The 22,321-nt window shown below is 38.8% G+C and carries 22 protein-coding genes; 12 read left to right on the top strand and 10 right to left on the bottom strand.

Annotated features, from left to right (window positions below):
• Window positions 1-80: 80 nt before the first annotated feature.
• The 5 genes from ACFQ3S_RS03910 to ACFQ3S_RS03890 all read left to right on the top strand — a co-directional run bounded on the left by ACFQ3S_RS03910 (window position 81) and on the right by ACFQ3S_RS03890 (window position 4,994).
• Complete coding sequence (locus tag ACFQ3S_RS03910) at window positions 81-818, top strand: SDR family oxidoreductase (protein WP_377161442.1); 738 nt, start codon at window positions 81-83, stop codon at window positions 816-818.
• A 177-nt stretch (window positions 819-995) separates the two neighbouring features.
• Window positions 996-1,964, top strand: coding sequence for an NADP-dependent oxidoreductase (locus ACFQ3S_RS03905; protein WP_377161440.1), 969 nt, complete (start codon window positions 996-998; stop codon window positions 1,962-1,964).
• A complete protein-coding gene (locus ACFQ3S_RS03900; RefSeq protein ID WP_377161438.1) occupies window positions 1,951-2,874 on the top strand; it encodes a helix-turn-helix domain-containing protein in 924 nt (307 codons plus the stop codon). Before ACFQ3S_RS03905 ends, ACFQ3S_RS03900 begins: the two co-directional genes overlap by 14 nt.
• Before the next feature lie 47 nt (window positions 2,875-2,921).
• Entirely contained in the window at window positions 2,922-3,971 is a 1,050-nt protein-coding gene (locus ACFQ3S_RS03895; protein ID WP_377161436.1) for a glycoside hydrolase family 130 protein, read from the top strand.
• A 270-nt stretch (window positions 3,972-4,241) separates the two neighbouring features.
• Window positions 4,242-4,994 (top strand): SDR family NAD(P)-dependent oxidoreductase, encoded by a 753-nt coding sequence (locus ACFQ3S_RS03890; protein ID WP_377161434.1) that lies wholly within the window; start codon window positions 4,242-4,244, stop codon window positions 4,992-4,994.
• A 117-nt stretch (window positions 4,995-5,111) separates the two neighbouring features.
• Here the strand turns inward: ACFQ3S_RS03890 and ACFQ3S_RS03885 are convergent, their stop codons facing one another.
• Both ACFQ3S_RS03885 and ACFQ3S_RS03880 read right to left on the bottom strand, forming a co-directional pair.
• The gene (locus ACFQ3S_RS03885; RefSeq protein WP_377161432.1) at window positions 5,112-6,044 is read right to left on the bottom strand and encodes an NAD-dependent epimerase/dehydratase family protein; all 933 of its coding nucleotides are present in this window, start codon (window positions 6,042-6,044) and stop codon (window positions 5,112-5,114) included.
• Window positions 6,045-6,122: 78 nt separating this feature from the next.
• The gene (locus tag ACFQ3S_RS03880) at window positions 6,123-6,560 is read right to left on the bottom strand and encodes a VOC family protein (RefSeq protein WP_377161430.1); all 438 of its coding nucleotides are present in this window, start codon (window positions 6,558-6,560) and stop codon (window positions 6,123-6,125) included.
• A gap of 340 nt (window positions 6,561-6,900) precedes the next feature.
• Between ACFQ3S_RS03880 and ACFQ3S_RS03875 the strand changes: the two genes are divergently transcribed.
• From ACFQ3S_RS03875 to ACFQ3S_RS03855, 5 genes are all read left to right on the top strand, one after another.
• A complete protein-coding gene (locus ACFQ3S_RS03875; RefSeq protein ID WP_377161428.1) occupies window positions 6,901-7,479 on the top strand; it encodes a TetR/AcrR family transcriptional regulator in 579 nt (192 codons plus the stop codon).
• A 116-nt stretch (window positions 7,480-7,595) separates the two neighbouring features.
• Window positions 7,596-8,390: an SDR family oxidoreductase gene (locus ACFQ3S_RS03870; protein ID WP_377161426.1), complete on the top strand. Its 795-nt coding sequence runs from the start codon at window positions 7,596-7,598 to the stop codon at window positions 8,388-8,390.
• 225 nt (window positions 8,391-8,615) lie between these two features.
• Complete coding sequence (locus ACFQ3S_RS03865; protein WP_377161424.1) at window positions 8,616-9,503, top strand: NmrA family NAD(P)-binding protein; 888 nt, start codon at window positions 8,616-8,618, stop codon at window positions 9,501-9,503.
• 9 nt (window positions 9,504-9,512) lie between these two features.
• The gene (locus tag ACFQ3S_RS03860; protein ID WP_377161422.1) at window positions 9,513-10,433 is read left to right on the top strand and encodes a helix-turn-helix domain-containing protein; all 921 of its coding nucleotides are present in this window, start codon (window positions 9,513-9,515) and stop codon (window positions 10,431-10,433) included.
• 98 nt (window positions 10,434-10,531) lie between these two features.
• The gene (locus tag ACFQ3S_RS03855; RefSeq protein WP_377161420.1) at window positions 10,532-11,269 is read left to right on the top strand and encodes an SDR family oxidoreductase; all 738 of its coding nucleotides are present in this window, start codon (window positions 10,532-10,534) and stop codon (window positions 11,267-11,269) included.
• A 360-nt stretch (window positions 11,270-11,629) separates the two neighbouring features.
• On the opposite strand, the gene ACFQ3S_RS03850 is transcribed toward ACFQ3S_RS03855, so the two are convergent.
• The 6 genes from ACFQ3S_RS03850 to ACFQ3S_RS03825 all read right to left on the bottom strand — a co-directional run bounded on the left by ACFQ3S_RS03850 (window position 11,630) and on the right by ACFQ3S_RS03825 (window position 17,631).
• Window positions 11,630-12,682 carry a PDDEXK nuclease domain-containing protein gene (locus ACFQ3S_RS03850; RefSeq protein ID WP_377161419.1) on the bottom strand — a complete coding sequence of 351 codons (1,053 nt, stop codon included), beginning with the start codon at window positions 12,680-12,682 and terminating at the stop codon, window positions 11,630-11,632.
• A gap of 42 nt (window positions 12,683-12,724) precedes the next feature.
• On the bottom strand, window positions 12,725-12,925 hold the full coding sequence (locus tag ACFQ3S_RS03845) for a tyrosine-type recombinase/integrase (RefSeq protein ID WP_377161846.1): 201 nt from the start codon (window positions 12,923-12,925) through the stop codon (window positions 12,725-12,727).
• Complete coding sequence (locus ACFQ3S_RS03840; protein WP_377161417.1) at window positions 12,922-13,605, bottom strand: site-specific integrase; 684 nt, start codon at window positions 13,603-13,605, stop codon at window positions 12,922-12,924. The genes ACFQ3S_RS03845 and ACFQ3S_RS03840 overlap by 4 nt, the downstream gene beginning before the upstream one ends.
• The gene (locus ACFQ3S_RS03835; protein WP_377161415.1) at window positions 13,602-13,964 is read right to left on the bottom strand and encodes an Arm DNA-binding domain-containing protein; all 363 of its coding nucleotides are present in this window, start codon (window positions 13,962-13,964) and stop codon (window positions 13,602-13,604) included. The genes ACFQ3S_RS03840 and ACFQ3S_RS03835 overlap by 4 nt, the downstream gene beginning before the upstream one ends.
• A 788-nt stretch (window positions 13,965-14,752) precedes the next feature.
• Window positions 14,753-17,014: a PAS domain-containing protein gene (locus ACFQ3S_RS03830; RefSeq protein ID WP_377161413.1), complete on the bottom strand. Its 2,262-nt coding sequence runs from the start codon at window positions 17,012-17,014 to the stop codon at window positions 14,753-14,755.
• Between the two features lie 341 nt (window positions 17,015-17,355).
• Entirely contained in the window at window positions 17,356-17,631 is a 276-nt protein-coding gene (locus ACFQ3S_RS03825) for a DUF6799 domain-containing protein (RefSeq protein WP_377161411.1), read from the bottom strand.
• Between the two features lie 333 nt (window positions 17,632-17,964).
• Between ACFQ3S_RS03825 and ACFQ3S_RS03820 the strand changes: the two genes are divergently transcribed.
• Together ACFQ3S_RS03820 and ACFQ3S_RS03815 are read left to right on the top strand one after the other, a co-directional pair.
• Window positions 17,965-18,330 carry an RNA polymerase sigma factor gene (locus ACFQ3S_RS03820; RefSeq protein ID WP_377161409.1) on the top strand — a complete coding sequence of 122 codons (366 nt, stop codon included), beginning with the start codon at window positions 17,965-17,967 and terminating at the stop codon, window positions 18,328-18,330.
• 20 nt (window positions 18,331-18,350) lie between these two features.
• Window positions 18,351-18,527: a hypothetical protein gene (locus tag ACFQ3S_RS03815; RefSeq protein WP_377161407.1), complete on the top strand. Its 177-nt coding sequence runs from the start codon at window positions 18,351-18,353 to the stop codon at window positions 18,525-18,527.
• Here ACFQ3S_RS03815 and ACFQ3S_RS03810 read toward each other — a convergent pair.
• The gene (locus tag ACFQ3S_RS03810; RefSeq protein ID WP_377161405.1) at window positions 18,524-18,907 is read right to left on the bottom strand and encodes a response regulator; all 384 of its coding nucleotides are present in this window, start codon (window positions 18,905-18,907) and stop codon (window positions 18,524-18,526) included. The genes ACFQ3S_RS03815 and ACFQ3S_RS03810 overlap by 4 nt on opposite strands.
• A 4-nt stretch (window positions 18,908-18,911) precedes the next feature.
• Entirely contained in the window at window positions 18,912-22,130 is a 3,219-nt protein-coding gene (locus ACFQ3S_RS03805; RefSeq protein WP_377161403.1) for a CheR family methyltransferase, read from the bottom strand.
• Window positions 22,131-22,321 lie beyond the last annotated feature (191 nt).

Below are 22,321 nucleotides of genomic sequence, written 5' to 3'. Positions count from 1 at the left end.
AGTCACTATCCTGAAAGTAACGGATAGCTAAATTATAGTTAATATCCGATAGTTTTGTTTCAAGAATTTAATGTTATCATATGGAAAATTACAGAGAGAACGGTCTTGCAGGAAAAAGAGTTATCTTATTAGGTGGCACTTCAGGGTTCGGTTTAGCAACAGCCTTGGCAGCGGCAGGTGAAGGTGCGTCAGTGGTGGTGGTCTCAAGCAGCCAGCGGAAGGTTGACGAAACCTTATCTATCCTTCCGGAAAGTAGTAAAGGTTATTCGGCAGATCTGGGAGACGAGAAGCAAATAGAGCAGCTTTTTAAAAAGATAGGTGAATTTGATCACCTGGTTTTTACAGCCGGCGATGCGTTAAGTTTTAACGAATTGTCTGAGTTGAATATTGAGGAGGCAAAACAGTCGATTAATCTGCGGTTCTGGGGTGCTATCATGGCGGCTAAGTACGGCGCCCCATTGGTTCGAAAGGGAGGATCGATTACCCTAACGACGGGTGCACTCGGAAGCAGGCCAAGGAAAGGAACGGTTGTTATTGCAGGAATGGCCAGTGCTATTGACGGGCTCACACGTGCACTCGCAGTTGAGTTGGCACCAATAAGGGTTAATGCGGTATGTGCAGGTACAGTCAGGACCAACCTTTTGGCGAAGATGTCGGAAGCAGAGAGGGAGACTATGTTCAGCCAGACAGGAAGCAAACTGCTGACAGGAAGGGTTGGTGAGGCTGCTGAACTTGCCGAAGCTTATTTGTTTTTGATGCGGGGTAGTTTCACAACGGGGCAGATCATCGTGGTTGATGGCGGCAGTTTGCTTGTTTAGCTACAATATGTAAGTTAAGCCGTTAAACCCATAATAAATGAAGCGTTTCTTTATTTGAAGACACTCTTGAATTGATCAGTTCAAATTCATATACGTGTATTTGGCTAAGAAAATGCGGAGTTTGGCTAAATCGTTTCTAAGATTCATCCGGAACTTTGCTTTATAAGGAAAATGATTATGAGAGCGATAAGAATTAATGAGTTCGGCGGACCGGAGGTCATGAAATTGGAGGAAGTAGAACGACCTGTTCCTGCTTCTGATGAAATTTTGGTAAAAGTTTATGCCAGTGGTGTTAACCCTGTTGACTGGGTAATTCGCAACGGCGCAAATGAGCATTTAAGACCATTCCTGACATTGCCCATGACGTTAGGCTGGGATGCGGCAGGAGTTGTAGAAGAAACAGGCAGCGAGGTAACCACCTTTAGCAAAGGCGATGCTGTCTATGGTGTTCCTAATTTCCCCGGCAATGGAAGTTATGCAGAGTATTGTGTTGCCAAAGCGGCTCAGTTCGCCCTAAAACCTGAAAGTATCGGTTTTAACCAGGCGGCCGGTGTACCCTTGGCAGCGCTTACTGCATGGACGGGTATGTTTGAATACGGCAAACTACAACCAGGACAGCGCATTTTAATTCAAGGCGCATCAGGCGGCGTTGGAGGTTTTGCGGTTCAGTTTGCAAAAGCGAAAGGTGCCTATGTGATCGGTATTGCGTCGACGGATAATCTTGATTATATCAGGCAATTGGGCGCCGATGAAGTTATTGATTATAAAACCCAACAATTTGAGGACCTGATCGAAGATATTGATGTCGTATTAGAGGCCTCACCAAATCGTGATAACATCGAACGTATGAAGGCTGTAAGTATCTTAAAAGACGGCGGAATATTTGTAAGCGTTAATACAGATCATCCATTTAACGATGAAATAATCGAAGCCATTAACAGTAAAAATGCAAAAGCAGAATTGTCTGCAAACCAACCAAGGCAGGAATGGTTAGCAGAAATAGCACAATTAATTGATGATGGCAAAGTGAAGGTTTTCGTCAACAAAGTATTTCCGTTGGAACAGGTAGCTGAAGCGCATCGTGAAAGCGAAACCTGGCACGTACGTGGTAAACTTGTATTAGAAATTAGGAATGAAGACGAATAGTATAAAATATTTTAATTCCATCAGCGAATTTCATCAGTTTGTGAGTTTGCCTGCCCCGCTGCATCCGCTGATCAGTGTAGTTGATGTAGGAACCGTTCCGCATTGGCATAAGGGTGAGCCGATTAATATGTCGATGGATTTTTATTCCATTTCTGTGAAAAGAATGCGCAATTACAAAGTAAAATACGGGCAGCATTCCTTTGATTTCAATGATGGCATTATGTCGTTTATGTCGCCTAAACAAGTATTTAGTATTGATGTCGATAATAAAGGCGAAAAGGTAGAAAAGTCAGGATGGGTTATCTATATCCATCCTGATTTTGTATGGAATACTTCTTTAGCAAAAACGATTAAGGCATATGACTTTTGGGATTATTCGTTGCATGAAAGCTTATTTCTTTCTGACAAGGAAGAAACAATAATAGGGTCTATTATCGACAATATTGACATGGAGTATCATTCGAATATTGACAAGTTCAGTAAAAACATTATCATTTCACACATTGAAGCATTACTCAACTATGCAGACCGGTTTTATCATCGGCAGTTTATAACACGTGAGAAAGCTAATCATGAGATATTAGAACGTTTAGATATTCTTTTAACGCATTACTTTAATGATGATAACCTGGTTTCAAAAGGTCTGCCTACAGTCGGGAACCTTGCGGGGTCGTTGAATATTTCCGCTAAATATTTAAGCAGCCTGCTCAAAGTACTCACCGGCCAGAATACTCAGCAGCACATCCACGATAAGTTAATTGATAAGGCCAAGGAAAAGTTGTCCACCACAAATCTTTCCATTAGTGAAATAGCTTATGGATTAGGTTTTGAACATTTACAATCATTCAGTAAACTGTTCAAAACAAAAACAAATCAGTCGCCACTGGAGTTCAGGGCATCATTCAATTAATAATATTTCTGGATTTGTCAGCAACGGAAATTAGTTAAATACAATAAATGATGGTTAAAGTTAAGAAAGAAGGAGTGATCTTACGTAAAACAGATCTTGGGTTTGAAAATGAAAGCGTATTGAATCCCGCTGTCATTGTTGATAACGGCACGATCCACTTTTTTTACCGTGCTGTTCGCAAAGGAAATTATTCCAGTGTCGGATATTGTGTATTGGACACCCCTCTGACCGTGGGTTTTAGATTGACCGTTCCCTTACTCTACCCTCAATTTGATTATGAAATCAAAGGAATGGAGGATCCGCGTATCGTAAAGATCGATAACATCTTCTATTTGACTTATACAGCCTTTGATGGACCGAACGCCTTGGGGGCACTGGCGACCTCTTCAGATCTTAAGCATTTTCAAAAAATCGGCATCATATGCCCCCAAATAAAATATGATCAATTTATTAGGCTTGCTGAAGTTAACATGCCGTTGAATGAAAAATATAAACGCTACAGCAGGGGCGGCGATCTTTTAGCTGATAAAGATGTCATATTTTTTCCCCGGCGTATAAATAAGAAATTATATTTTTTGCACCGTATCAAGCCGGATATCCAGATCGTTGGCGTTGAGCGTATAGAGGACCTGACGACGGATTTTTGGGAAGAATATTTCCTTCATCTAAACGAACATTTGGCGTTGACTCCAAAATACGAGCACGAAATAAGTTATATAGGTGGTGGTTGCCCTCCATTGGAAACTGAAGATGGCTGGCTTATTATTTATCATGCAGTAAGAGACACTATCAATGGGTTCGAGTACTCGGCATGTGCAGCATTACTGGATCTTGACGACCCTGCTAAAGAGATCGCCCGGTTACCATACCCTTTGTTTAAGCCAGACAAAGATTATGAAATAATCGGTGAAGTAGGCAACGTTTGCTTTCCTACAGGCATTTTATTAAAAGAAGGAATTATTTATATTTACTACGGTGCCGCCGACAGCGTGATCGCTTGTGCATCTCTTGTTTTGTCAGATCTACTCAACGAATTGTTGGAAAATACAGCAGCATTGTCCGAAAAATCAAACAAAAGAATAAAGAAGGCGAATTAACCAACTATTCTTATTGTGATGTGTGGAAGTTTTGCGACGGTAAAATAGCTGAATTAAAGGCTTTTTTGATAGCAGATCAAAAAACTTAAAAAGGAAATTCATAACCTGAATAAAACCAAGCGGTAAACTGATTACAGAATTCAATAGTTATCAACTTTAACCATTTATATTGTTATCATAATTACAGAACAATATTGTACGGTACCCCTGCTTGTGGGGTTATCATGGTCACCAAATGACAGATCTTGTGTCAATTTTAATTAATCATATATGGAACGTTTGAAAAATAAAATTGCCCTCATCACCGGAGGTAATGCAGGTATTGGCAAAGCTGTAGCTAGGGCTTATATAAATGAGGGTGCAAAAGTTGCAATCTCAGGCAGATCGGCAAGGGATTCTGACCGTGTGAATGCATTGATAGATGAATTAGGCGAAGATGTGTTGTACGTCCAGGCAGATGTTTCGGTAGAAGAAGACGTTAAAAACCTGATTGAGGCGGTGATCAAGAGATTCGGCAGGTTGGATATAGCCATTAATAACGCGGGAGTCGCTTCTGAAAGCAAGCCATTTATTGAACACACCACCGAAGATTATGACAAAGTGCTTGGCATTAATCTAAAGGGAGTATTTCTTTCTATGAAATATGAAATTATAGCGATGCTTAAAACAGGTGGCGGCTCAATTATTAATACGGCCTCTGTCGGAGGCGTGATTGCAAACCCGGGTATCGCCCCATATATTGCATCCAAACACGGCGTGGTCGGCCTGACTAAAATAGGTGCGTTAGATTATGCAAAGCAAGGTATTCGTGTAAACGCCGTAGCACCGGGCGGCACCGAAAGTGAAATGCTTACCGAATGGTTACCGGGTGAATTGATCAAGCAGATTGCGGAAACACATCCGATAGGAAGAACCGCGAAACCGGAAGAACAAGCCGGTATATACGTTTTCTTAGGATCAGACGAATCCTCGTTTATGACCGGTTCAATCATTTTAAATGACGGCGGTTACACAGCGAAGTAATTAAGTACCTAACGCGGATGAAACCGGGCATGGATTAACCAGATAACTCAAGGTTTCAAATTTATCGTCATTACAGTAAGCGTCTCAATAGGCTCTGAATAATAACTATAAAATCAATTATTTGATTTTATAGTTATTTAAAATTATTCTGATGCCTTCCTGGTAAGTCGTAACATTGAAATCGGGAAACCTCTTCTTAAATTTAGATGAATCAAAAACGTTATCGATAGCGTACCGGGGAAGTAATTCTTTTGTTTCCCTTAAAAAAGCACTGAAGAGTGCTGCTATATTTATAATAAACAGACTTAACCGTCCATAATGCACCTCTCTTCCCAGTTGCTTGGATATTTCATTTATAAAATCTTTGTAAGTAAGTCGTCTGTCATCACAAGGCAAATGCCATGTCTGACCGTAGGCGTCAGCAGTATTGCCTATTAAAGCCATCGCTTTACTTGCATCCGGAGTGAAGATCAATGTTCTCTTAACATCGTCTCTCAACAATACTTTAGGCTCTTTTCCTTTTTTCAGGTTTCCGAATACCAGTGCGTTAGTAATTCCTTTAGTTTTGCCCGGACCGTAAAATTCGGGTGCCCTGCATATTACGGCATCAATCTCCTTTTTTGCCATGGCATTTAACAGTAATTCGGCAGCGATTTTTTTTGCCTTTCCCTTTTTTCCTTCGGCCTTTAGGGGCGTATTTTCAGTTTGGACTTCACTTCCCTGGTCATAAGCATAAGTATTGTCAAAGTAGACGAGTTTACATCGCTGTGCCACACAGCCTGAAATCACATTTTCCATTATCCGGGGCCATTGTTCTAACCACAATTCGGACTGATAGGGCAATCCGACGGTCAGATAGGCAATATCTGTATGTGCTAAGGCACCTTTCACACTTATAGGGTCGAGCAGATCACATGGATATAACACATCCCTCGCATCTAATTTTTGCGGATTCCTGCCAACCAATTTAATTTCGTCGGTATATGTTAAGCGTAATGCCTTGGCCAGTTCTTCGCCGATGATTCCGTTAGCCCCTAATATCGTTTGCATAATTTTTTATGAATTTTAAGAACATTGGGTAGTGTCTCAGTTTGATTTAATAAGCAGTACAATGCGTTTGCTTCGCTGTTATTTCTTATCAGGGTTAAATGTGATCTTCCAATAGATTCCAAATTTGTCAATTACCATTCCATAATGTGTACTCCAGAAAGTTTGGGATATTGGCATGGTTATATTTCCTCCTATCGATAATTCATTAAATATGCGATAAGCATCTGCCTTATCTCCGGTACTGATATAAAGATAAAAGTTATTGATAAAGGCACCTCTTGCTCTCTCATAGGTTTCTGCACTATCACATCCCATTAAGACGGTCTGTGCGTTAATTTGTAAGGTAGTATGCATGATTTTTTCATTATGAGAAAGTGGAAACAATTGTTTGTTCTCTTGCGGTACATCCTTGTAGCGTCCCATGAATAAAATACTACCCCCGAAAACTGTTTTATAAAAATTGAATGCTTCTTCACAGTTGTCTTTAAAAATCAGGTAGGGATTTAAGGTTATCATGTTTAACTTTTTGATTAAATAAAACTGAAGTAACAGTGAATATATGCATAATGAAGTGTTACAAAAAATTGCATTACTAATCAGGTATCCCGTTTTCAAACTGATACACTACTGGAAATTGATTAACCGTTCACTTTCAGCCTTTATGTTTATTTGCTACAACTTTGCCCGCAAATTGTTCCTTTAACTACACTAAGCGGTTTTTTTCAGTTTGCTCTTCACATACTTAATAGACCAATAACAAAAAAAAGAGGCATTTGTAAGAAAACTCAACAAAATTACTTTAATCTGAAACGTTTGTTTTAAAATAAACTTACTTTTGTATCTAATTATTTCAGGTATGGCAAGAAACGTTGAATTTAATGAAGAGAAAGCTATTCAAAAAGCCATGGAGGTTTTTTGGAAAAAAGGCTATAACGGCGCCTCACTTCGCGACCTTACCGATGCCATGAAAATTAATAGCAGCAGTCTTTATAATACCATTGGAGATAAACTGGAGCTATTTGTAAGAAGTGTTAAGCATTACACCGAAATCAGAAAAAAGGATCTTCAGCACCGCGCAGCGAGTACTGAATCGCCGCTCGCAATTTTAGTAAAGTACATTAACGACGCCGTAGAAGTCATTATCAGCGGCGATAATGGTTGCATGGCCATCAAGGCGGTGTTTGAGTCTGCTACTGATGATCAGCGAGTGAAAGACACCTTGAAGGCGGACAGCGAAAACGCTTATCAATTTATCTATATGCTTATTGCAGAAGCAATGAAACAAGGTGAGATATCAAACGAAGAAGACCCAGAGCTACTTGCAGATTATTTTATCAGTACATGGACAGGCTGGTATGAATCATATCTGCTACATAAAGACCCAGTCAAGATTAAAAGAATGGCCCAATATTTTATCAAGCAACTTTCAAAGTAGTTTTTATTTGCTCTTTATCTGAAACAATCACTTCAGAATTATTTAGCAGTATATTATTGAATTTAAATAAAGAATAATTTCTTAAACAAATAGTTAACATTATGATTTACAACAACATGGACAATCAGCAAAATCACAACAAAGATCTCGAAGGAAAAATCGCCTTGGTAACAGGTGGCACCAAAGGCATTGGAAAAGCAATTGCCGAGCGATTAACGAAAGCAGGTGCGCAGGTAATTGTCAGTGCCAGAAATCAGCCGGAGGAGTCTGACACGTCCAATCATTTTATAGTGGCAGATTTGACCCAACCAGCACAGGTTGCTAAACTGACGCAGGAGATCAACGAAAAGTTTGGCGGTATTGACATCTTGATTAACAACGTCGGAGGGCTTACCGCGCCAAGCGGAGGCTTTAGTGCCTTAACTGATGAAGATTGGGAGAGCGAGTTGCAATTAAATTTACTTTCTGGAATTCGACTCGATAGAGCGCTGTTGCCCAAAATGATTGAAAAGAAAAGTGGTGTGGTCATTCATATCTCTTCAATTTCTGGCAGACAGCCTTTGTGGAATGTCAATTTGGCCTACGCGGTTTCGAAAGCGGCCTTAAATAATTACAGCAAAGCACTGGCTATGGAACTTGCTGATAAAGGTGTACGTGTACTTACCGTATCGCCGGGCGCGACCAAAACCCCGCCAATGGAAAAATTTATAGAAGATTTTGCTGCATCATCGGGAATTCCTGCTGAACAAGCACTCAAGCAATTGCTAAGTCAAACCGGCGGCATACCTATGGGCAGGATGGCGGAGCCGGAAGAGGTGGCCTCTTTGGTTCATTTTTTGGTATCACCGGCTGCTGCTTACCTTACTGGAACCATCTATTCCATTGACGGTGGCTCGCTTCCTGTTGTATAAAGTTCTTTCGATTCCAGAATTGGAAATAAGTCTCAGTTGATAATCAAACGGACTTGGATATGTAAGGGCAGTTAAGATTTAATATCTGACTGCCCTTGCTTTTTTAAAAGTCTATAATCGACGTATTAAATTTTTATATGCAGGTTTTCAACTAACATAATGACGGTTTCGACTAAATTCTTTTGCATTTTTTTAGGTCCCTTTGTTATATCAAATTTTGAAACTATGAAAATTACATTAACAGGATCGTTAGGCAACGTTAGTAAACCGCTTGCCAGCCAGCTCATCGCCCAGGGTCACGGGGTTACCGTTATCAGCAATAACCCGGAAAAAAGAAAGGAAATCGAAGCTTTAGGCGCTATAGCAGCTATTGGTTCAGTAGAAGATCCCGATTTCCTAAAATCTGCTTTTGCAGGTTCGGATGCCGCTTATTTAATGGTACCTTCAAATTATGCTGCGCCTGATGCCAGGGCGCATTACCAAAACGTTGGCCATAGCTATGCCAGGGCCATTGAACAGGCGGGTGTTAAACGTATCGTCCATCTCAGCAGTTGGGGAGCGCACCTGGAGCAAGGTACTGGCTTTATCGGCGGCTCTCATGATGTGGAAGTTATTTTGAATAAACTATCCGGCATTGAAATTACCCACCTGCGTCCCGGCTCATTTTTTTATAACCTTTATAGTTTTGCCGATATGATCAAACAGGTCGGCTTTATCGGGTCAAATTATGGTGACGATGATAAAGTGGTAATGGCTGCCCCGGCCGATATCGCAGATGCGGCTGCGGAAGAATTAATCAATACAGCGGGTAGCAATAAAGTGCGCTATATTGCAAGCGAGGATATAACCGCCACTGAAGCGGCTCGAATTTTAGGCAAAGCCATCGGCAAACCGGAATTAAAATGGGTAACCCTTACTGATGAGCAAACAATGGAAGGGCTGCAAAAAACCGGCATGTCCGAACATGTGGCAAAAATGCTGGTCGAATTGGGCGCAGCTATACATAGCGGCATCATGCGGGAAGACTATGACCTGCATCCGCCGTTGCGCATGGGAAAAATAAAATTGGCTGATTTTGCAAAAGAGTTTGCTGCTGCCTTTAACGCGAAATAACAATAGGTCATGGAAAAGAAGCAGCCAAAACGGATAAAGTCGATCAGGGAATATCATCAGGAACATAACCTACCCAAACCAGAGCACCCGCTGATCAGTGTGATCGATTTTCGCCTCATCAGGCCTTTGCCAGACGAGAATCCTGTAAGCAGGGTGTTTGACTTTTATTCCATTGCCTTGAAGCATGATTTTAACGGTAAAATAAAATATGGACAGCAGGAATATGATTTTGATGAAGGCATTATGACGTTTATGTCGCCAGGGCAAACGCTCCGCATTGAAATAAACAAAGATGAGCCCGTAAATCATTCCGGCTGGTTATTATTGATCCATCCTGATTTTTTTTGGAATACGTCTTTAGCTTTGACCATCAAGCAATATGGATTTTTTGATTATGCTGTCAATGAGGCCCTCTTTCTATCCGAAAAAGAAGAAGGCATAGTAACGGGTATTATGCAGTATATACAGCAAGAGTACCACGCTAACATTGATGTCTTTAGTCAAAACATTATCATTGCGCAACTTGAATTATTGCTTTCTTATGCAGAAAGGTATTACCAGCGCCAGTTTATTACGCGAAAAATAGTCAATCATCAATTATTGGCCAGGTTAGAAAACCTGCTTGATCTTTATTTTGAGCGTGAGGATATAATTGATAAGGGACTGCCTACCGTACACTTTGTTGCCGATGAATTGCATGTATCGCCAGATTATCTCAGTGGATTGCTAAAGGTACTGACAGGTATGAACACGCAACAGCACATACACCAAAAACTTATTGAAAAAGCGAAAGAAATGCTCTCATCTACCAGTTTATCTGTCAGCGAGATCGCTTACCAGTTAGGTTTTGAGCACCTGCCATCTTTTAGTAAGTTATTCAAAGCTAAAACAAACTTATCACCGCTTAATTTCAGACAGTCGTTTAACTGATTGATTCGCCTTCGGCTCAACCCAGAGAACCATCAGCAATCGCCGGATTACTTAAACGGCTGATGAAATGAACAATAAACATTTAAAATAAACATACCATGAAAACAGCACTGATTACAGGAGCGAACAAAAGCATTGGCTTTGAAACAGCCAGGCAATTATTACGGCAAGGATACTATTTGTACTTGGGATGCCGTGATATTGAAAAAGGCCGCGAGGCGGTTAAACTGCTGCAGGCAGAGAATTTAAACCAGGTAGAGCCTGTAGAGATTGATGTAGATGACATCAATTCCATACAGGCCGCCCGCGAAGTGGTTGGTAATAAAACTAACGTACTGGACGTATTGATCAACAACGCCGGCGTTTCCGGCAGCATGCCGCAGGCACCGCTGGATACGGAAATCAGCTTGTTCAGGCACGTGTTCGAAACCAATTTTTTTGGCGTCATAACAGTAACGCAGGCTTTCGTCGACCTGCTAAAGGAATCGCCGGAACCAAGAATAGTCAATGTTACTTCTGGTCTTGGTTCACTCACCTTACATAATGATCCTGAATGGCATTATTATAAAGTAAAGCCAACCGTTTATGTGTCGTCAAAAGCAGCGCTAAATGCTTATACTATTGTGCTGGCCTACGAACTGCGCGATACTGCTTTTAAAGTAAACGCCGTTGATCCGGGCTACACTGCAACAGATTTTAACAACCACACCGGTCCCGGAACCATTCCTGAAGCCGCTGCGAGAGTAGTAAAAGCAGCCACACTGGGTGTAGATGGGCTAACCGGTCAATTTTTCAGCGACGACAACGCTCCGGATACGGGAATCAGTCCATGGTAATATGTCATGAAAGTTCTGGTTCCAGCTGATTAATCTTTCTCTTAACGATTGGTGAATAGAAAGCACATCTACTCACAATATAAGGACTGATGGCGTTGACGGGAATTAGCCTCTTGAATTTTAGTAGTGAGGCGATTGCTGATTAACTGTGAATACCTTGAAAAACTGATGACAATATTTTAAGGGGTTACAAATGTGACCCCTTAAAATATTTTGGTACGCTGTAATTTTTTAAAACGTAAGTTGATTGGTGATTTTTAAACTGACAAATATATGTGCCATTCAGGTAAATCCTTAACAATCTTGAAAAGTGGAGACATGCAAATATTTAGATCATTTGCAGCAATTATTCTAAAAAAACTATTCTAATTGTTTTTTTAATTCCTCTTTACTTGGTAGATATAACTTGTATTCTTTGCTAAAAATCTGTTCATTATCCAGCGGCAATGTAAATTCGACAACAGATTTATTGTCCGCTTTGCAAAGGATGATGCCTAAAGTAGGCTTCTCATCATTATGTTTTATCCTACGATCATAAAAGTTGACATACATTTGCATCTGCCCAATGTCCTGATGGGTTAGTTTGCCGATTTTTAGATCGATTAATACAAAGCACTTTAAAAGCCTATTATAGAATACCAAGTCGACCCAGTAATGATCACCGTCTAAACTAATACGCCTTTGACGACCTTCGAACAGAAATCCTTTTCCCAACTCCATCATAAAATGCTCAAGTTTATTGATGATGGCCGTTTCTAAATCATTTTCAGAGTATCGGTTGTCTTCTTTAAGATCAAGGAACTCTAGTACAACAGGACTTTTTAGTACATTAATGGCGTCTTCGTTAATTCTGCCTTTTTCATTAATTTTCCTTAAACCTTTTTTATCCCTACTTATTGATAATCTTTCGTATAGTGCTGAATGATATTGCCGCTGAAACTCACGGTAAGACCAATTACATTCAATAGCTTCAATTTCATAAAAGTGTCTCTCTTCAAGGTTTTGGATTTTCATTAACTGAATATAAAGCGACCAACTGACTTTGAACTGATCAGCGAAAACGATCAATAAAGTACGCTGACCGAGATGTTGATCCGTTTCTCCGAATTGCGCAGACAGTGTCTGCGCAATTCGGTCATGGTATAATAAATAGAATTGTTTAAAGTAATCCAGGTTTCGTTGTGAATATCCTTTACCGTATTCTTTGGATAATGATTTACTTAGATCCTTTACAATGGTTTCTGCATAATTTGCGCGTATGCTTCCATTTTGCTCTTCTTCAACGATCATTTTACCAATCGAAAAATTAGTATAGATCATGATCGTGTTAACATTACGCACCACCTGACTGCGTGAGTCTTCAATCAATTCCTTGACTGTTTGAAAAAGCGTCTTAATTTCTATGGGTTTCATCAGCTGACTTTTTTAAGTTTGGTTTTGAATTTAGGTTTACGATTAGCGACGTACCGGCGCAGGACCTAGTTTATCCCGTAGCACATTCATATCGTCACTAACCTTTCGTTCAACGACTTTGGCATATATCTGGGTGGTTCTGATAGTTGTATGCCCAAGCATCTTGCTTACTGTTTCTATAGGAACGCCATTAGATAGCGTTACAGCCGTTGCAAAGGTATGCCGGGCTACGTGATAGGTCAGTGTGTCTTATTAATATCACAGATGTCGGCTACTTCCTTCAAATAGCTATTCAGCTTCTGATTGGAGATATGCGGCAGCAATGTTCCATTTGCAATAGCTTTTGGATGCTGTTTGTAACGCTCAATGATCTTGGCTGCCTGGGGGAGTAAAGGAACATTAACAGGAATTCTCGTTTTCTCACGGGTGGTTTTTATCCATTGATATTCGTCTATTCCCTGAACCAGTTTATTAGGTGTTAATTCCATCACATCTATGTATGCAAGTCCTGTATAGCAACTTAATACAAAAAGGTCACGTACGTATGCTATACGCTCTATCGTCAGCTTTTTATTCTCAATCTTATTCAATTCTGCGATGGTCAGAAAACCACGCTCCGTTTTGTTAAATTTGAGTTGGAACATGGAGAACGGGTCTTTATCCAGCCAGGCCATTTTAACGGCAAGTCGAATGATTTTGCGAAAACGTTCCAAATGTTTCATAAGCCCATTATTTTCCAGTTTCTTTTGATGATCATCCGGTTGCCGCCTTCTAAGGAAGTGTTCCAATTTGCTGATAAAACTGTAATCAAGTTCTGAAAGGTAAATATCAGAACGCCTGAATTGTTGCTGCACAAACTCTTTAAGATACCCGGCAGTAGTGTAGTAATTTTTCATAGTGCCGGGGGCCAGCACATCTTTCATGGTGGCATTGTGGTAAGCAACAATATTATTAAGGGGTGTTCCGAATCTTTAACACCGGCAAAAAGATTCTTCAAAACTTCGGTAGTCGCTACTTTTTTCTGTAACTGAAGTTCTTGGTAATGGCCGGCCATCATGCCGCGAAGCTGTTCCAGGTGCGTATTTAATTTACGCAATTCGTCGTTTTTAGGCTTCGCCAAACCTTTGGCTTCGCTCCAGTCAGTAGCAGCCACCTGCCGCTTTAATGCTACTTCTGAGCGGCTTTTGTTAACCACGATCCGCATGTAAATAGCTGATAATCCATTCTTTCCACGGTTTTCCCTCAATACAAAGTGAATTCCGAATGTATTACTTGTCCTCATCTTTTCCAGATTTTTAGATTAATAGATAAATTGTTTTGAACTCTTATAGCCAAAACTGTTCACCGGAAAGAAAAAAAGTGATCTAAATGCGCCCTTTTTGATCTAAATTTTATTGATGCAAATTACTTTACATCAGTAGGTTAGACCCTTTCTGGTGAACAAATCTAAAAAATGGATTCTGTTCACCTTATTGTTCACATAAAGCAAGGAATAGTATGTACTGAAAAGGATTTGAATAAAACAAAAAACCCTGTAAATGAGACATTTACAGGGTTTTGATACTTGATGGTATCGCATTTCGTCGGGATGGCAGGACGATAGTCCAGTCATTTAAATCTATTATATTCAGCACGTTATATCAAAATAAAACAGGAACGGGCACCGAATTGGGCACATTTAATGTGCTTTAGTTTGGTGACTTTTGCAGCCTATTTACAGGATAACGATAGTCAATGAACTCGTTAAACAAATATAATGAATGTATTATAGAAAAATCCTTTTTTTAAATAAAAACCATTAACAAAAATTTATATGAAACAAGTTGGAGATATTTTATCATTAATTAAAAAAATATAATCAGCTTACTGAAAAGAAGAATTGGTATATGGCAAAAGAGATTTAGCTAATCAAAATACTAAGCACGTTCATATTGTCAAATCTGAACTTCGCCGGTAATGGGGTCTGCTCGTCAACGATAGGCATTACGTGACGGTGGAGACCGCACTGAATAGGGAACAAGGGTTTAGGTAATACTATTGGGCATTACAAGGAACAAATATTATCTCAACTTAGGCAACAGGCAAGGTAAACCAAAACGTGCTTCCTTTGCCCAATTCGCTGTCAACGCCAATCTGGCCATTATGTTTTTTGATGATTTCCGCTGATATATATAGCCCAAGCCCTAATCCCGAATATTGACTTCCACTACTATCTACCCGGTAATAACGATCAAATAAATGAAGTAATTTATCTGGTGGAATGCCGGGCCCGGTATCTATAACCGATACTTTGGCCAAATCGTTTACTCTTTCAATAACAATCCTGATCTCTTTTGAATCAGACGCATATTTTATGGCATTGTTAACAAAATTAATCACCACCTGGTCAATTCGCGCAGCATCAGCATACACCTCAACATCCATGTTCCCTTCAGTTTTGATGGTATAAATACCTTCGGCGCGCACATGCGGGCAGCACTCTTCTATAATTTCAGAGAGGTTAAGCAGTTTTTTATTGATATGGAGTTGGCCTTCATTTGCAATACTTGCGTTTAACAGGTCATCCATCAGTACGATAACGTTATCTAAACTTTCGTTTGCTTGTACAATAAGTTTAGGCAACATTATATTAGTAGGAGTATCTTTTATTCTATTCATGAATTGCAGGGAAGCTTTTAAACTGGTGATAGGTGTTTTAAGTTCATGGCTGGCAATGCTGATAAAATCATCTTTTTGTTGTTGCAGCAACTTAAGTTCTTGTATATCAGTTGCTGTACCTATCCATAATTGTACTTCTCCGTTATTATTTTTTATTGGCATTAAACGGATCAAATGCCATCTGTAAGATCCGTCGGCACTCTTACCACGGATTTGAAACTCCCCGCCATCGCTTGTTTCACGAATTGAACGATATTCGTTTAAAGCAATCTGTAAATCATCAGGGTTAATGACCGTTTTACATCCTAATAAATTGGTTTGCTTATGATCTAACCCGGTATAGTCATACCATCGTTGATTGTAAAAAGTTATTTCGCCATCAGTTGTATTTGTCCAGGCTATTTGAGGCATGGTATCTAAGAGCTTCCTAAAAAGCTCTTCGCTTTCTTTTATCTTTTGGTTTAACAGTGCCTCCGGGGTTACTTCCCTGCCGATAACCGCCACACCATTTATATTGCCCCCGGTATCTCTTTGCGCCTGATAGATAAAGGTGTAATAGGATAATTCCTTTTGACCATTACGCAGAAAATAAACCGGCATTTCGTAAGCATAATGGGGTTGGCCGGTTGTATAAACCCCGTTAAATAAATCATCAAACCCATGTCCAACCAATTCCGGCAAAGCAGTTAACAATGGCTTGCCTATCACATTTTTTCCTTTCCCCCAGGTTTCTAAAATAGCATCGTTGGCTATATCGATTATCATTTCTTTCCCTTTTAAAATCGCAATCAGGGAAGGGGAGGAAAATATCATTTCCTGATAACGGTGTTCGCTCTCTTCTATTTTGTTTCGGGATGTTACCAGTTCGGTTACATCGTAAGCGATAGTGGTTACGCCCGAAATAGCTCCATCTTCTTCGTGATAAGGCTGGTAAACAATATTAAAATACCGGATTTCCATTTTATCCTGATACTTTAGCCGGGCAAGTATTTCGTTCACATAAACAGGAGTTCCCGTTTTTAAAACAGACAGTAGCATACCCGGAAATGGTTGGTCTTCTACTTCAGGCAACACCTGGAGCAGTGTTTTACCTTCCACATCCCTGCCTTTACCCCAAAAATCTTTCATCAGGTCATTTGCAAGGGTGATCACGAGGTCTTCACCCTTCATAATACAAAATGCAAATGGAGACTTCATTAGCATCATGTAATACCGCTTCTCGCTGGCCGCTATCTGCTCTATGGATTTTATTTTTCTTTCGACCAGTGCCTTCAATGTTTCTATTTCTGTCACATCTTCAAGGCGCTGGGTGATATATTTTATATTGCCCGACTCGGTCAATCCAGGTGAGTGAGTAAGTCGATAATGCTTTAATTTAATAGCTGCTCCAGGTTTTTCGACGCTATAAAAAGGTATGGTTGAAGTGTCGTCTGTTTTATCTTTAAGCACACGTTTTAAAGAAGCCCTTATATTATCTATGCTACCGCCAATTGTTTCGTGGGCAGCCTCATTCGTAAACAAGTCAAATATATTTCCCCCTTCAATCGCTTGATCTAATTTATTAACCGCTTTCAAATAGGCACACGTTGCGGAAATGATAGTAAGATTTGCATCAATAATTAATAATAATTCAGGAGAACTATCGAATAAAGCTTTATAATCAGGAGTGTTCATATTTCATTTTTTGTAGTTGTTGAATCAACAAAAATGAAAAAACAAACTTTCGCTAATTTGCTTTCTTTCCTCGTATTGAAGTAATTATTGTGATCGGAGCAGGTATTTATATCGCTTTACCTTGGCCTGTGTATTCTTAACAATGAATTTTTCAATCCTTTGTATAGACAATTTATTACAAATTTTGTTTTAAAGAGAGGACCTGAAAAGGAATTTAACCAACTAAGAAATAGCCGAATACCTATTCAAACTTTTCATGACAGAAACAAGAGGGTGTGTATTAATTTATAAAAGTAATTAATAAAGGCTGTTCCATCCATCCTGGAACAGCCTTCGAACGATTACATTTTCATCGAAGTATCTTTCTTTATTTTCATGCTTTTCATTTTCATCGGCATCATCATGCCGCTCATGTCCATTCCATGACCGTTTTTCATCTTCATGGTTTTACCATTTTTCATTTTAACGGTACCGTCCATCATCACCATAGTGCCATTGGACATCGTCATGTCTTTGTCCATCATCATGGATTTACCATCTTTCATCATCATCATTTTTCCGTGCTTCATCATCACACCATCGTGCATTTTTGAATTACTCATTTTCGTTTGTGCCATTGTGCTAAAGCTGATCGCCATAACCAATAAGGCCATTAATCCTTTTTTCATTTTTTTACGTTTTAATTAATATGAGTGAACAACATCGTGTTTGCAATTAAGTTTCAATATCAAAATATATAAATTTTTGAAAATCAATTGATTATATCGACTATAAAAGAAAATCCAATTCAGTAAACGACCTAAAGAGACGACTTAATTTAGTCGCCAGAATACAACTATCAGAATCGAATAATGTATTACGCCGATAATTTATTTCATGGAGGTTAAAAATTGATTTTTGTTATTTTGGCACTCCTTTGGCAATAGTTTAATGATTAAAAGACTGTAGCAATGAAAGCCAGATTATCTGAAAAAAATTTGATTGCTGTGGTTCAAACCCGCACAAGGATAGGTGCTGAAACATTATATGATAACTATGCTGCTACACTATTTAAAGTAATTTATTGCTACGTAAAAGATCAGCAATTAGCAGAAGATATTTTAGAACAGACCTTTATTAAGATTTGGAATTCTATTGACCAATATCAGTCTCAGCCTGGTGGTATCTATGCCTGGATGATCTCAATTGCCAGGAATTTATCAAAGAATGTTGTAAAGCATATTGATAATCCTATTCACCTTAATAGAGAAAGTCAGAAAACAGTAGAAGATGTAAATTATCCAATAACACCATTAGTTCCTTTAATTATCCAATAATAAATCTGAAAGATTATCCTATGCAAAGTATAGATGCAGTAATTAAGAAGTTAGAGTATCATCGCTCACGTTTATTGATGGGACGTTTCGATCAGAAATTAAAGGCAATCATCAGTGAGGATATTTCAAGAGTTAGAATTCAGGTCAAATCACTATTAAAGGAGCAGCCTAATCTTATCAATCTACCTATTGCCTAATTACCATCGACAGGCAGGGGCAATAATGATTCTATTACATGGTATAGTTTTTCCAGATCAAATGGCTTAGGTAGGCAAGCGTCCGCACCAGCCTCATTAGCCAGGGATTCCGCATCTGAACTTGCTGTAAAAAAAATGATAGGAATATGTTGCAATTCTTCTTCAAGTTTTATCCGTTGAACAGTAACCACGCCACCAATATCAGGAATATTATTATCCATCATAATGATGGCAGGTTGTGTTGTTTTTATTTTTTCTACCGCATCATTACTATTGTGGCTACAAACTACTTCCCATCCCTTTTCTTCCAGAATATATTGAATGATCGAAGAAATATTCTTATCGTCATCAAAAACAAGTATCCGTTTCACCATATCCATCTGCTTAAATTTTAAAATATATCTTAAATGTACTGCCTTTACCTATTTCACTTTCTACTTCTATCTTACCACCGGATGCATTAATGATTTTCTTAACCAAATAAAGTCCCACACCCTGGCCTTCAATATCATCACTAATCCGCTTATACATTTTAAACACAAAATCGAGTCTTTCTTTTTTAATTCCCATCCCATTATCCGTCACCATTAACATTACAAAACCATCGGTTTTTTTTGTTGCTATCGAGATTTCGGGTAACCTGTCCGGAGAATGAAACTTTATAGCATTCGTGGTCAGGTTTAACAAGATGCTTCTTAAGTTCTTTTTGGAGAACCGAACGTCTTTCACCCCGAAATCTGTAGTGATTTTGGCCTCAGCGAGTTTAATTCTTTCAGATATAGATTCTTCAATCTCTTTAAATATAACCTCAAAGCTTTCCAAGTTTGCTTCTTCCATTGTTTCAGCTTCCAGGGCACCTACTTTCCCCAATTCTTTAATAACTTCTTTGAAATTGATCAAAGCTGTATTCATCATTTCTGACAGGTTAACTACATCAGGGTTTGAGGTATCAAGTTTCTTGTTAAGTATGCCCATTACCGTTTCTATGTTTAAGAGCGGTGCATTGAGATCATGTGATGCCCCATAAACAAAGTTATTGAGGTCGTCGTTTATTCTGCGGAGACTTTCATTTCTGATATTTAATTCTTTTAACAGCTTTTTTAATTCTGTTATGTCATAAAAGCTAACAATTGCACCATTTGCCTTTTTGCTATTCTTTTTAAGGTAAGGCATGGTCATTACCTGATAAATTTTACCATTTGTGGCTTCTGCTTCTTTTGTGATAGTATTTTCATTTAATATAACATCCTCGATATCGCCAATTAATGTCTCAAATTTAATATTGGTCGTAATTTCACTTAACGGGCGTCCAATATCACTTTCCCTTATATTAATATGCTTAACTGCTCCCGGCGAATACCTTCTAAGTAATAAATCCCTATCAACAAATAATTGCCCATTGATATTGCTCCTAAAATAATTGTTTAAATCATCATTCAGATCGGTTAATTCATCAATAGTTAGTTGGTGAGTTTTGTTGATGGTTTGAAGTTCTTCATTAACGGACTGTAATTCTTCGTTCGTGCTTTGCATTTCTTCATTTGCAGACTGCATTTCCTCGTTAGCTGATTGCAATTCTTCATTATACGACTGTGTGTTTTCATTTGATGTCTCAATTCGCTCCTTAGCTATCGAAAGAAGTTGCTTTAATTCTGCATTCTCTTGTTCAAGGCTGATCACATGTTCGTTAGTTACCTCAATGATATCGCTGATATTGATTATGTTTTTTACAGAGGCTTTAGTTATAGTTTCCGTAAAATTGATGAACAATAATCTTTCAGATTTTTCACTATAAAAAGGACTGATGTTGATTGTTAATGATCTCGCTTTAGATTTTTGTTTATTTGGCAGAGCCAATTTGTTCAATGTTATCTTTTCATTTAGTTTTAAAGCTTTGTGTGTAGCCGCTTTAAGAACAATGGAAATGTCTTCCGGCAATAAATCAATCAGATTATGATTGAAATTAATGTTCCTAAGATAAGGGCTGGTATCGCCAAAAGACTGAATGACAATTAAATTTTCATCAGTGCACACACCGACAAAATCCAAAGCCGCAAGCACACCTGAGCTGATCTTATCAGTAACGGGTTTGGAAACTGGTGAAAGGATATTATTACTCATTTCCAGTGTAGTTGTTTTTATCCCAGCTATCAAATGGGATGAAAAGTTATCAAACTTAACAGTACGGCCCGTTTTGATACTTTTTAGTATATTCCATTTAATGTTGATTACCTCAAAATCATCTTTTATTATCGCGGCATTTTCACTTGGACCCAAAAACAAATAGCCACCTTTTTTTAAGCCGAAATGCATCAGTGAAAACACTTTATTTTGGAGCGTCGTATTAAGATAGATAAGTAAATTACGGCAACTGATGAGGTCTATATTACAGTAAGGTGGGTTTTTAACCAGGTCATGCTGCGCAAAAATCAGCATTTTCCTGATCTCGTGTTTTACTTTGTAAGAATTGCCTTCCTTTGTAAAAAATTGTTTCAAACGTTCATCTGACACAGATTTTTCTATGTGTTCAGCATAAATGCCTTTAGATGCTGTGTCCAAAGCTGCTTTGTTGATATCCGTGGCAAAAATCTTTACTTCAATACTATTGGGATAACGAATCAAATATTCTTTAACCAAAATGGCCATCGTATAGGCCTCTTCGCCAGTCGCACAACCAGCCACCCATATTTTTAAAACATCATTTTCATTTTTATCAATAATGTCTGGTATAACTGTTTCCTGTATAATCTTAAAGGCTTCAGTATCTCTAAAAAATGCGGTAACACTGATCAAAAAATCATTAGCCAGTAATTTTACCTCCACGCTATTGTCCTTCAGAAAATCATAATATTTATTAACCTTAGAGAAATTATGCTCGATCATCCGCCTTTTAATCCTTCTGATGATCGTCGGTCGCTTGTATTCGGAAAAATCCAGTGGTAAATTTCCTTTGATTAAATCAAATATTTTTGCAAGCTCCGCTTCGCTGATATGTTCTTGCTTATCGTCTGTAAGTAATTCAAGTGTTCCGTCTTTCACATAGTCTTCTATAATTTGAGGCATTGATTCTGGAGACAGGATCATATCTGCACATTCCGTTGCAATTGCTGCCAACGGCATACCATTGTATCCTGCGGTATTAGGGTCCTGGACAAAAGCGATGCCTCCGGCTTTTTTTATCGCCTCGATACCTTTTGAACCGTCGCTGCCAGTGCCGGATAATATTACGCCTATGGCTTTGTTGCCGCGCTCCTTTGCAAGAGATGTGAAAAAGTAATCAATGGTCAGGTAAGGCCGCGGCTGTTCTATTTTATCTGATAATAACAGCCTGCCGTTCTCCACAACCATGAATTTAGAACTTGGAATAAGGTAAACGGTGTTAGGCTCGATCATTGCATTTTCAACCGCCTCTATCACTTTTAATTTACTGTGGGGCGCAAGGATTTTAGCCATCTGGCTTTTAAAATCAGATGAAAGATGTTGTATGATGATGTAAGAAACCGCATCAAGCGGGGTGTAATCGAAAAAAGCGGAAATAGCCTCCAATCCTCCGGCAGAAGCGCCAATGGCTATAATGTACTGGTTATCATTAATTTTAGCCATGAGAGTGATTTGAAAAGTGAAAGAGCGATTCGAAAGAATACTATTCAAATGTAAATTTAATAAATGATTAAATTTTTTATTTCTATGTAAATCGATGATTTTATACGATCATGAAAATGCAAACATACCACCCCATTTTCAACGCTTAGGCACCAAAAGCGAAAGGCGGATGAAATGTCAAGGCCCTTTAG

Origin of the sequence: Mucilaginibacter terrae, assembly GCF_042679325.1 — a bacterium.
Taxonomy (GTDB): domain Bacteria; phylum Bacteroidota; class Bacteroidia; order Sphingobacteriales; family Sphingobacteriaceae; genus Mucilaginibacter; species Mucilaginibacter terrae.
This window is presented reverse-complemented; position numbering and strand designations above follow the sequence as displayed.

Bases quoted from the DNA above. Each gene is read 5' to 3' on its own strand.
- ACFQ3S_RS03805 (WP_377161403.1), bottom strand. From the start codon at position 22,130: ATGGCTAAAATTAATGATAACCAGTACATTATAGCCATTGGCGCTTCT.
- ACFQ3S_RS03905 (WP_377161440.1), top strand. From the start codon at position 996: ATGAGAGCGATAAGAATTAATGAGTTCGGCGGACCGGAGGTCATGAAA.
- ACFQ3S_RS03900 (WP_377161438.1), top strand. From the start codon at position 1,951: ATGAAGACGAATAGTATAAAATATTTTAATTCCATCAGCGAATTTCAT.
- ACFQ3S_RS03840 (WP_377161417.1), bottom strand. From the start codon at position 13,605: ATGAAAGATGTGCTGGCCCCCGGCACTATGAAAAATTACTACACTACT.
- ACFQ3S_RS03875 (WP_377161428.1), top strand. From the start codon at position 6,901: ATGGCAAGAAACGTTGAATTTAATGAAGAGAAAGCTATTCAAAAAGCC.
- ACFQ3S_RS03830 (WP_377161413.1), bottom strand. From the start codon at position 17,014: ATGAACACTCCTGATTATAAAGCTTTATTCGATAGTTCTCCTGAATTA.
- ACFQ3S_RS03880 (WP_377161430.1), bottom strand. From the start codon at position 6,560: ATGATAACCTTAAATCCCTACCTGATTTTTAAAGACAACTGTGAAGAA.
- ACFQ3S_RS03885 (WP_377161432.1), bottom strand. From the start codon at position 6,044: ATGCAAACGATATTAGGGGCTAACGGAATCATCGGCGAAGAACTGGCC.
- ACFQ3S_RS03890 (WP_377161434.1), top strand. From the start codon at position 4,242: ATGGAACGTTTGAAAAATAAAATTGCCCTCATCACCGGAGGTAATGCA.
- ACFQ3S_RS03865 (WP_377161424.1), top strand. From the start codon at position 8,616: ATGAAAATTACATTAACAGGATCGTTAGGCAACGTTAGTAAACCGCTT.
- ACFQ3S_RS03855 (WP_377161420.1), top strand. From the start codon at position 10,532: ATGAAAACAGCACTGATTACAGGAGCGAACAAAAGCATTGGCTTTGAA.
- ACFQ3S_RS03820 (WP_377161409.1), top strand. From the start codon at position 17,965: ATGAAAGCCAGATTATCTGAAAAAAATTTGATTGCTGTGGTTCAAACC.
- ACFQ3S_RS03850 (WP_377161419.1), bottom strand. From the start codon at position 12,682: ATGAAACCCATAGAAATTAAGACGCTTTTTCAAACAGTCAAGGAATTG.
- ACFQ3S_RS03815 (WP_377161407.1), top strand. From the start codon at position 18,351: ATGCAAAGTATAGATGCAGTAATTAAGAAGTTAGAGTATCATCGCTCA.
- ACFQ3S_RS03825 (WP_377161411.1), bottom strand. From the start codon at position 17,631: ATGGCACAAACGAAAATGAGTAATTCAAAAATGCACGATGGTGTGATG.
- ACFQ3S_RS03910 (WP_377161442.1), top strand. From the start codon at position 81: ATGGAAAATTACAGAGAGAACGGTCTTGCAGGAAAAAGAGTTATCTTA.
- ACFQ3S_RS03835 (WP_377161415.1), bottom strand. From the start codon at position 13,964: ATGAGGACAAGTAATACATTCGGAATTCACTTTGTATTGAGGGAAAAC.
- ACFQ3S_RS03810 (WP_377161405.1), bottom strand. From the start codon at position 18,907: ATGGATATGGTGAAACGGATACTTGTTTTTGATGACGATAAGAATATT.
- ACFQ3S_RS03860 (WP_377161422.1), top strand. From the start codon at position 9,513: ATGGAAAAGAAGCAGCCAAAACGGATAAAGTCGATCAGGGAATATCAT.
- ACFQ3S_RS03895 (WP_377161436.1), top strand. From the start codon at position 2,922: ATGATGGTTAAAGTTAAGAAAGAAGGAGTGATCTTACGTAAAACAGAT.
- ACFQ3S_RS03870 (WP_377161426.1), top strand. From the start codon at position 7,596: ATGGACAATCAGCAAAATCACAACAAAGATCTCGAAGGAAAAATCGCC.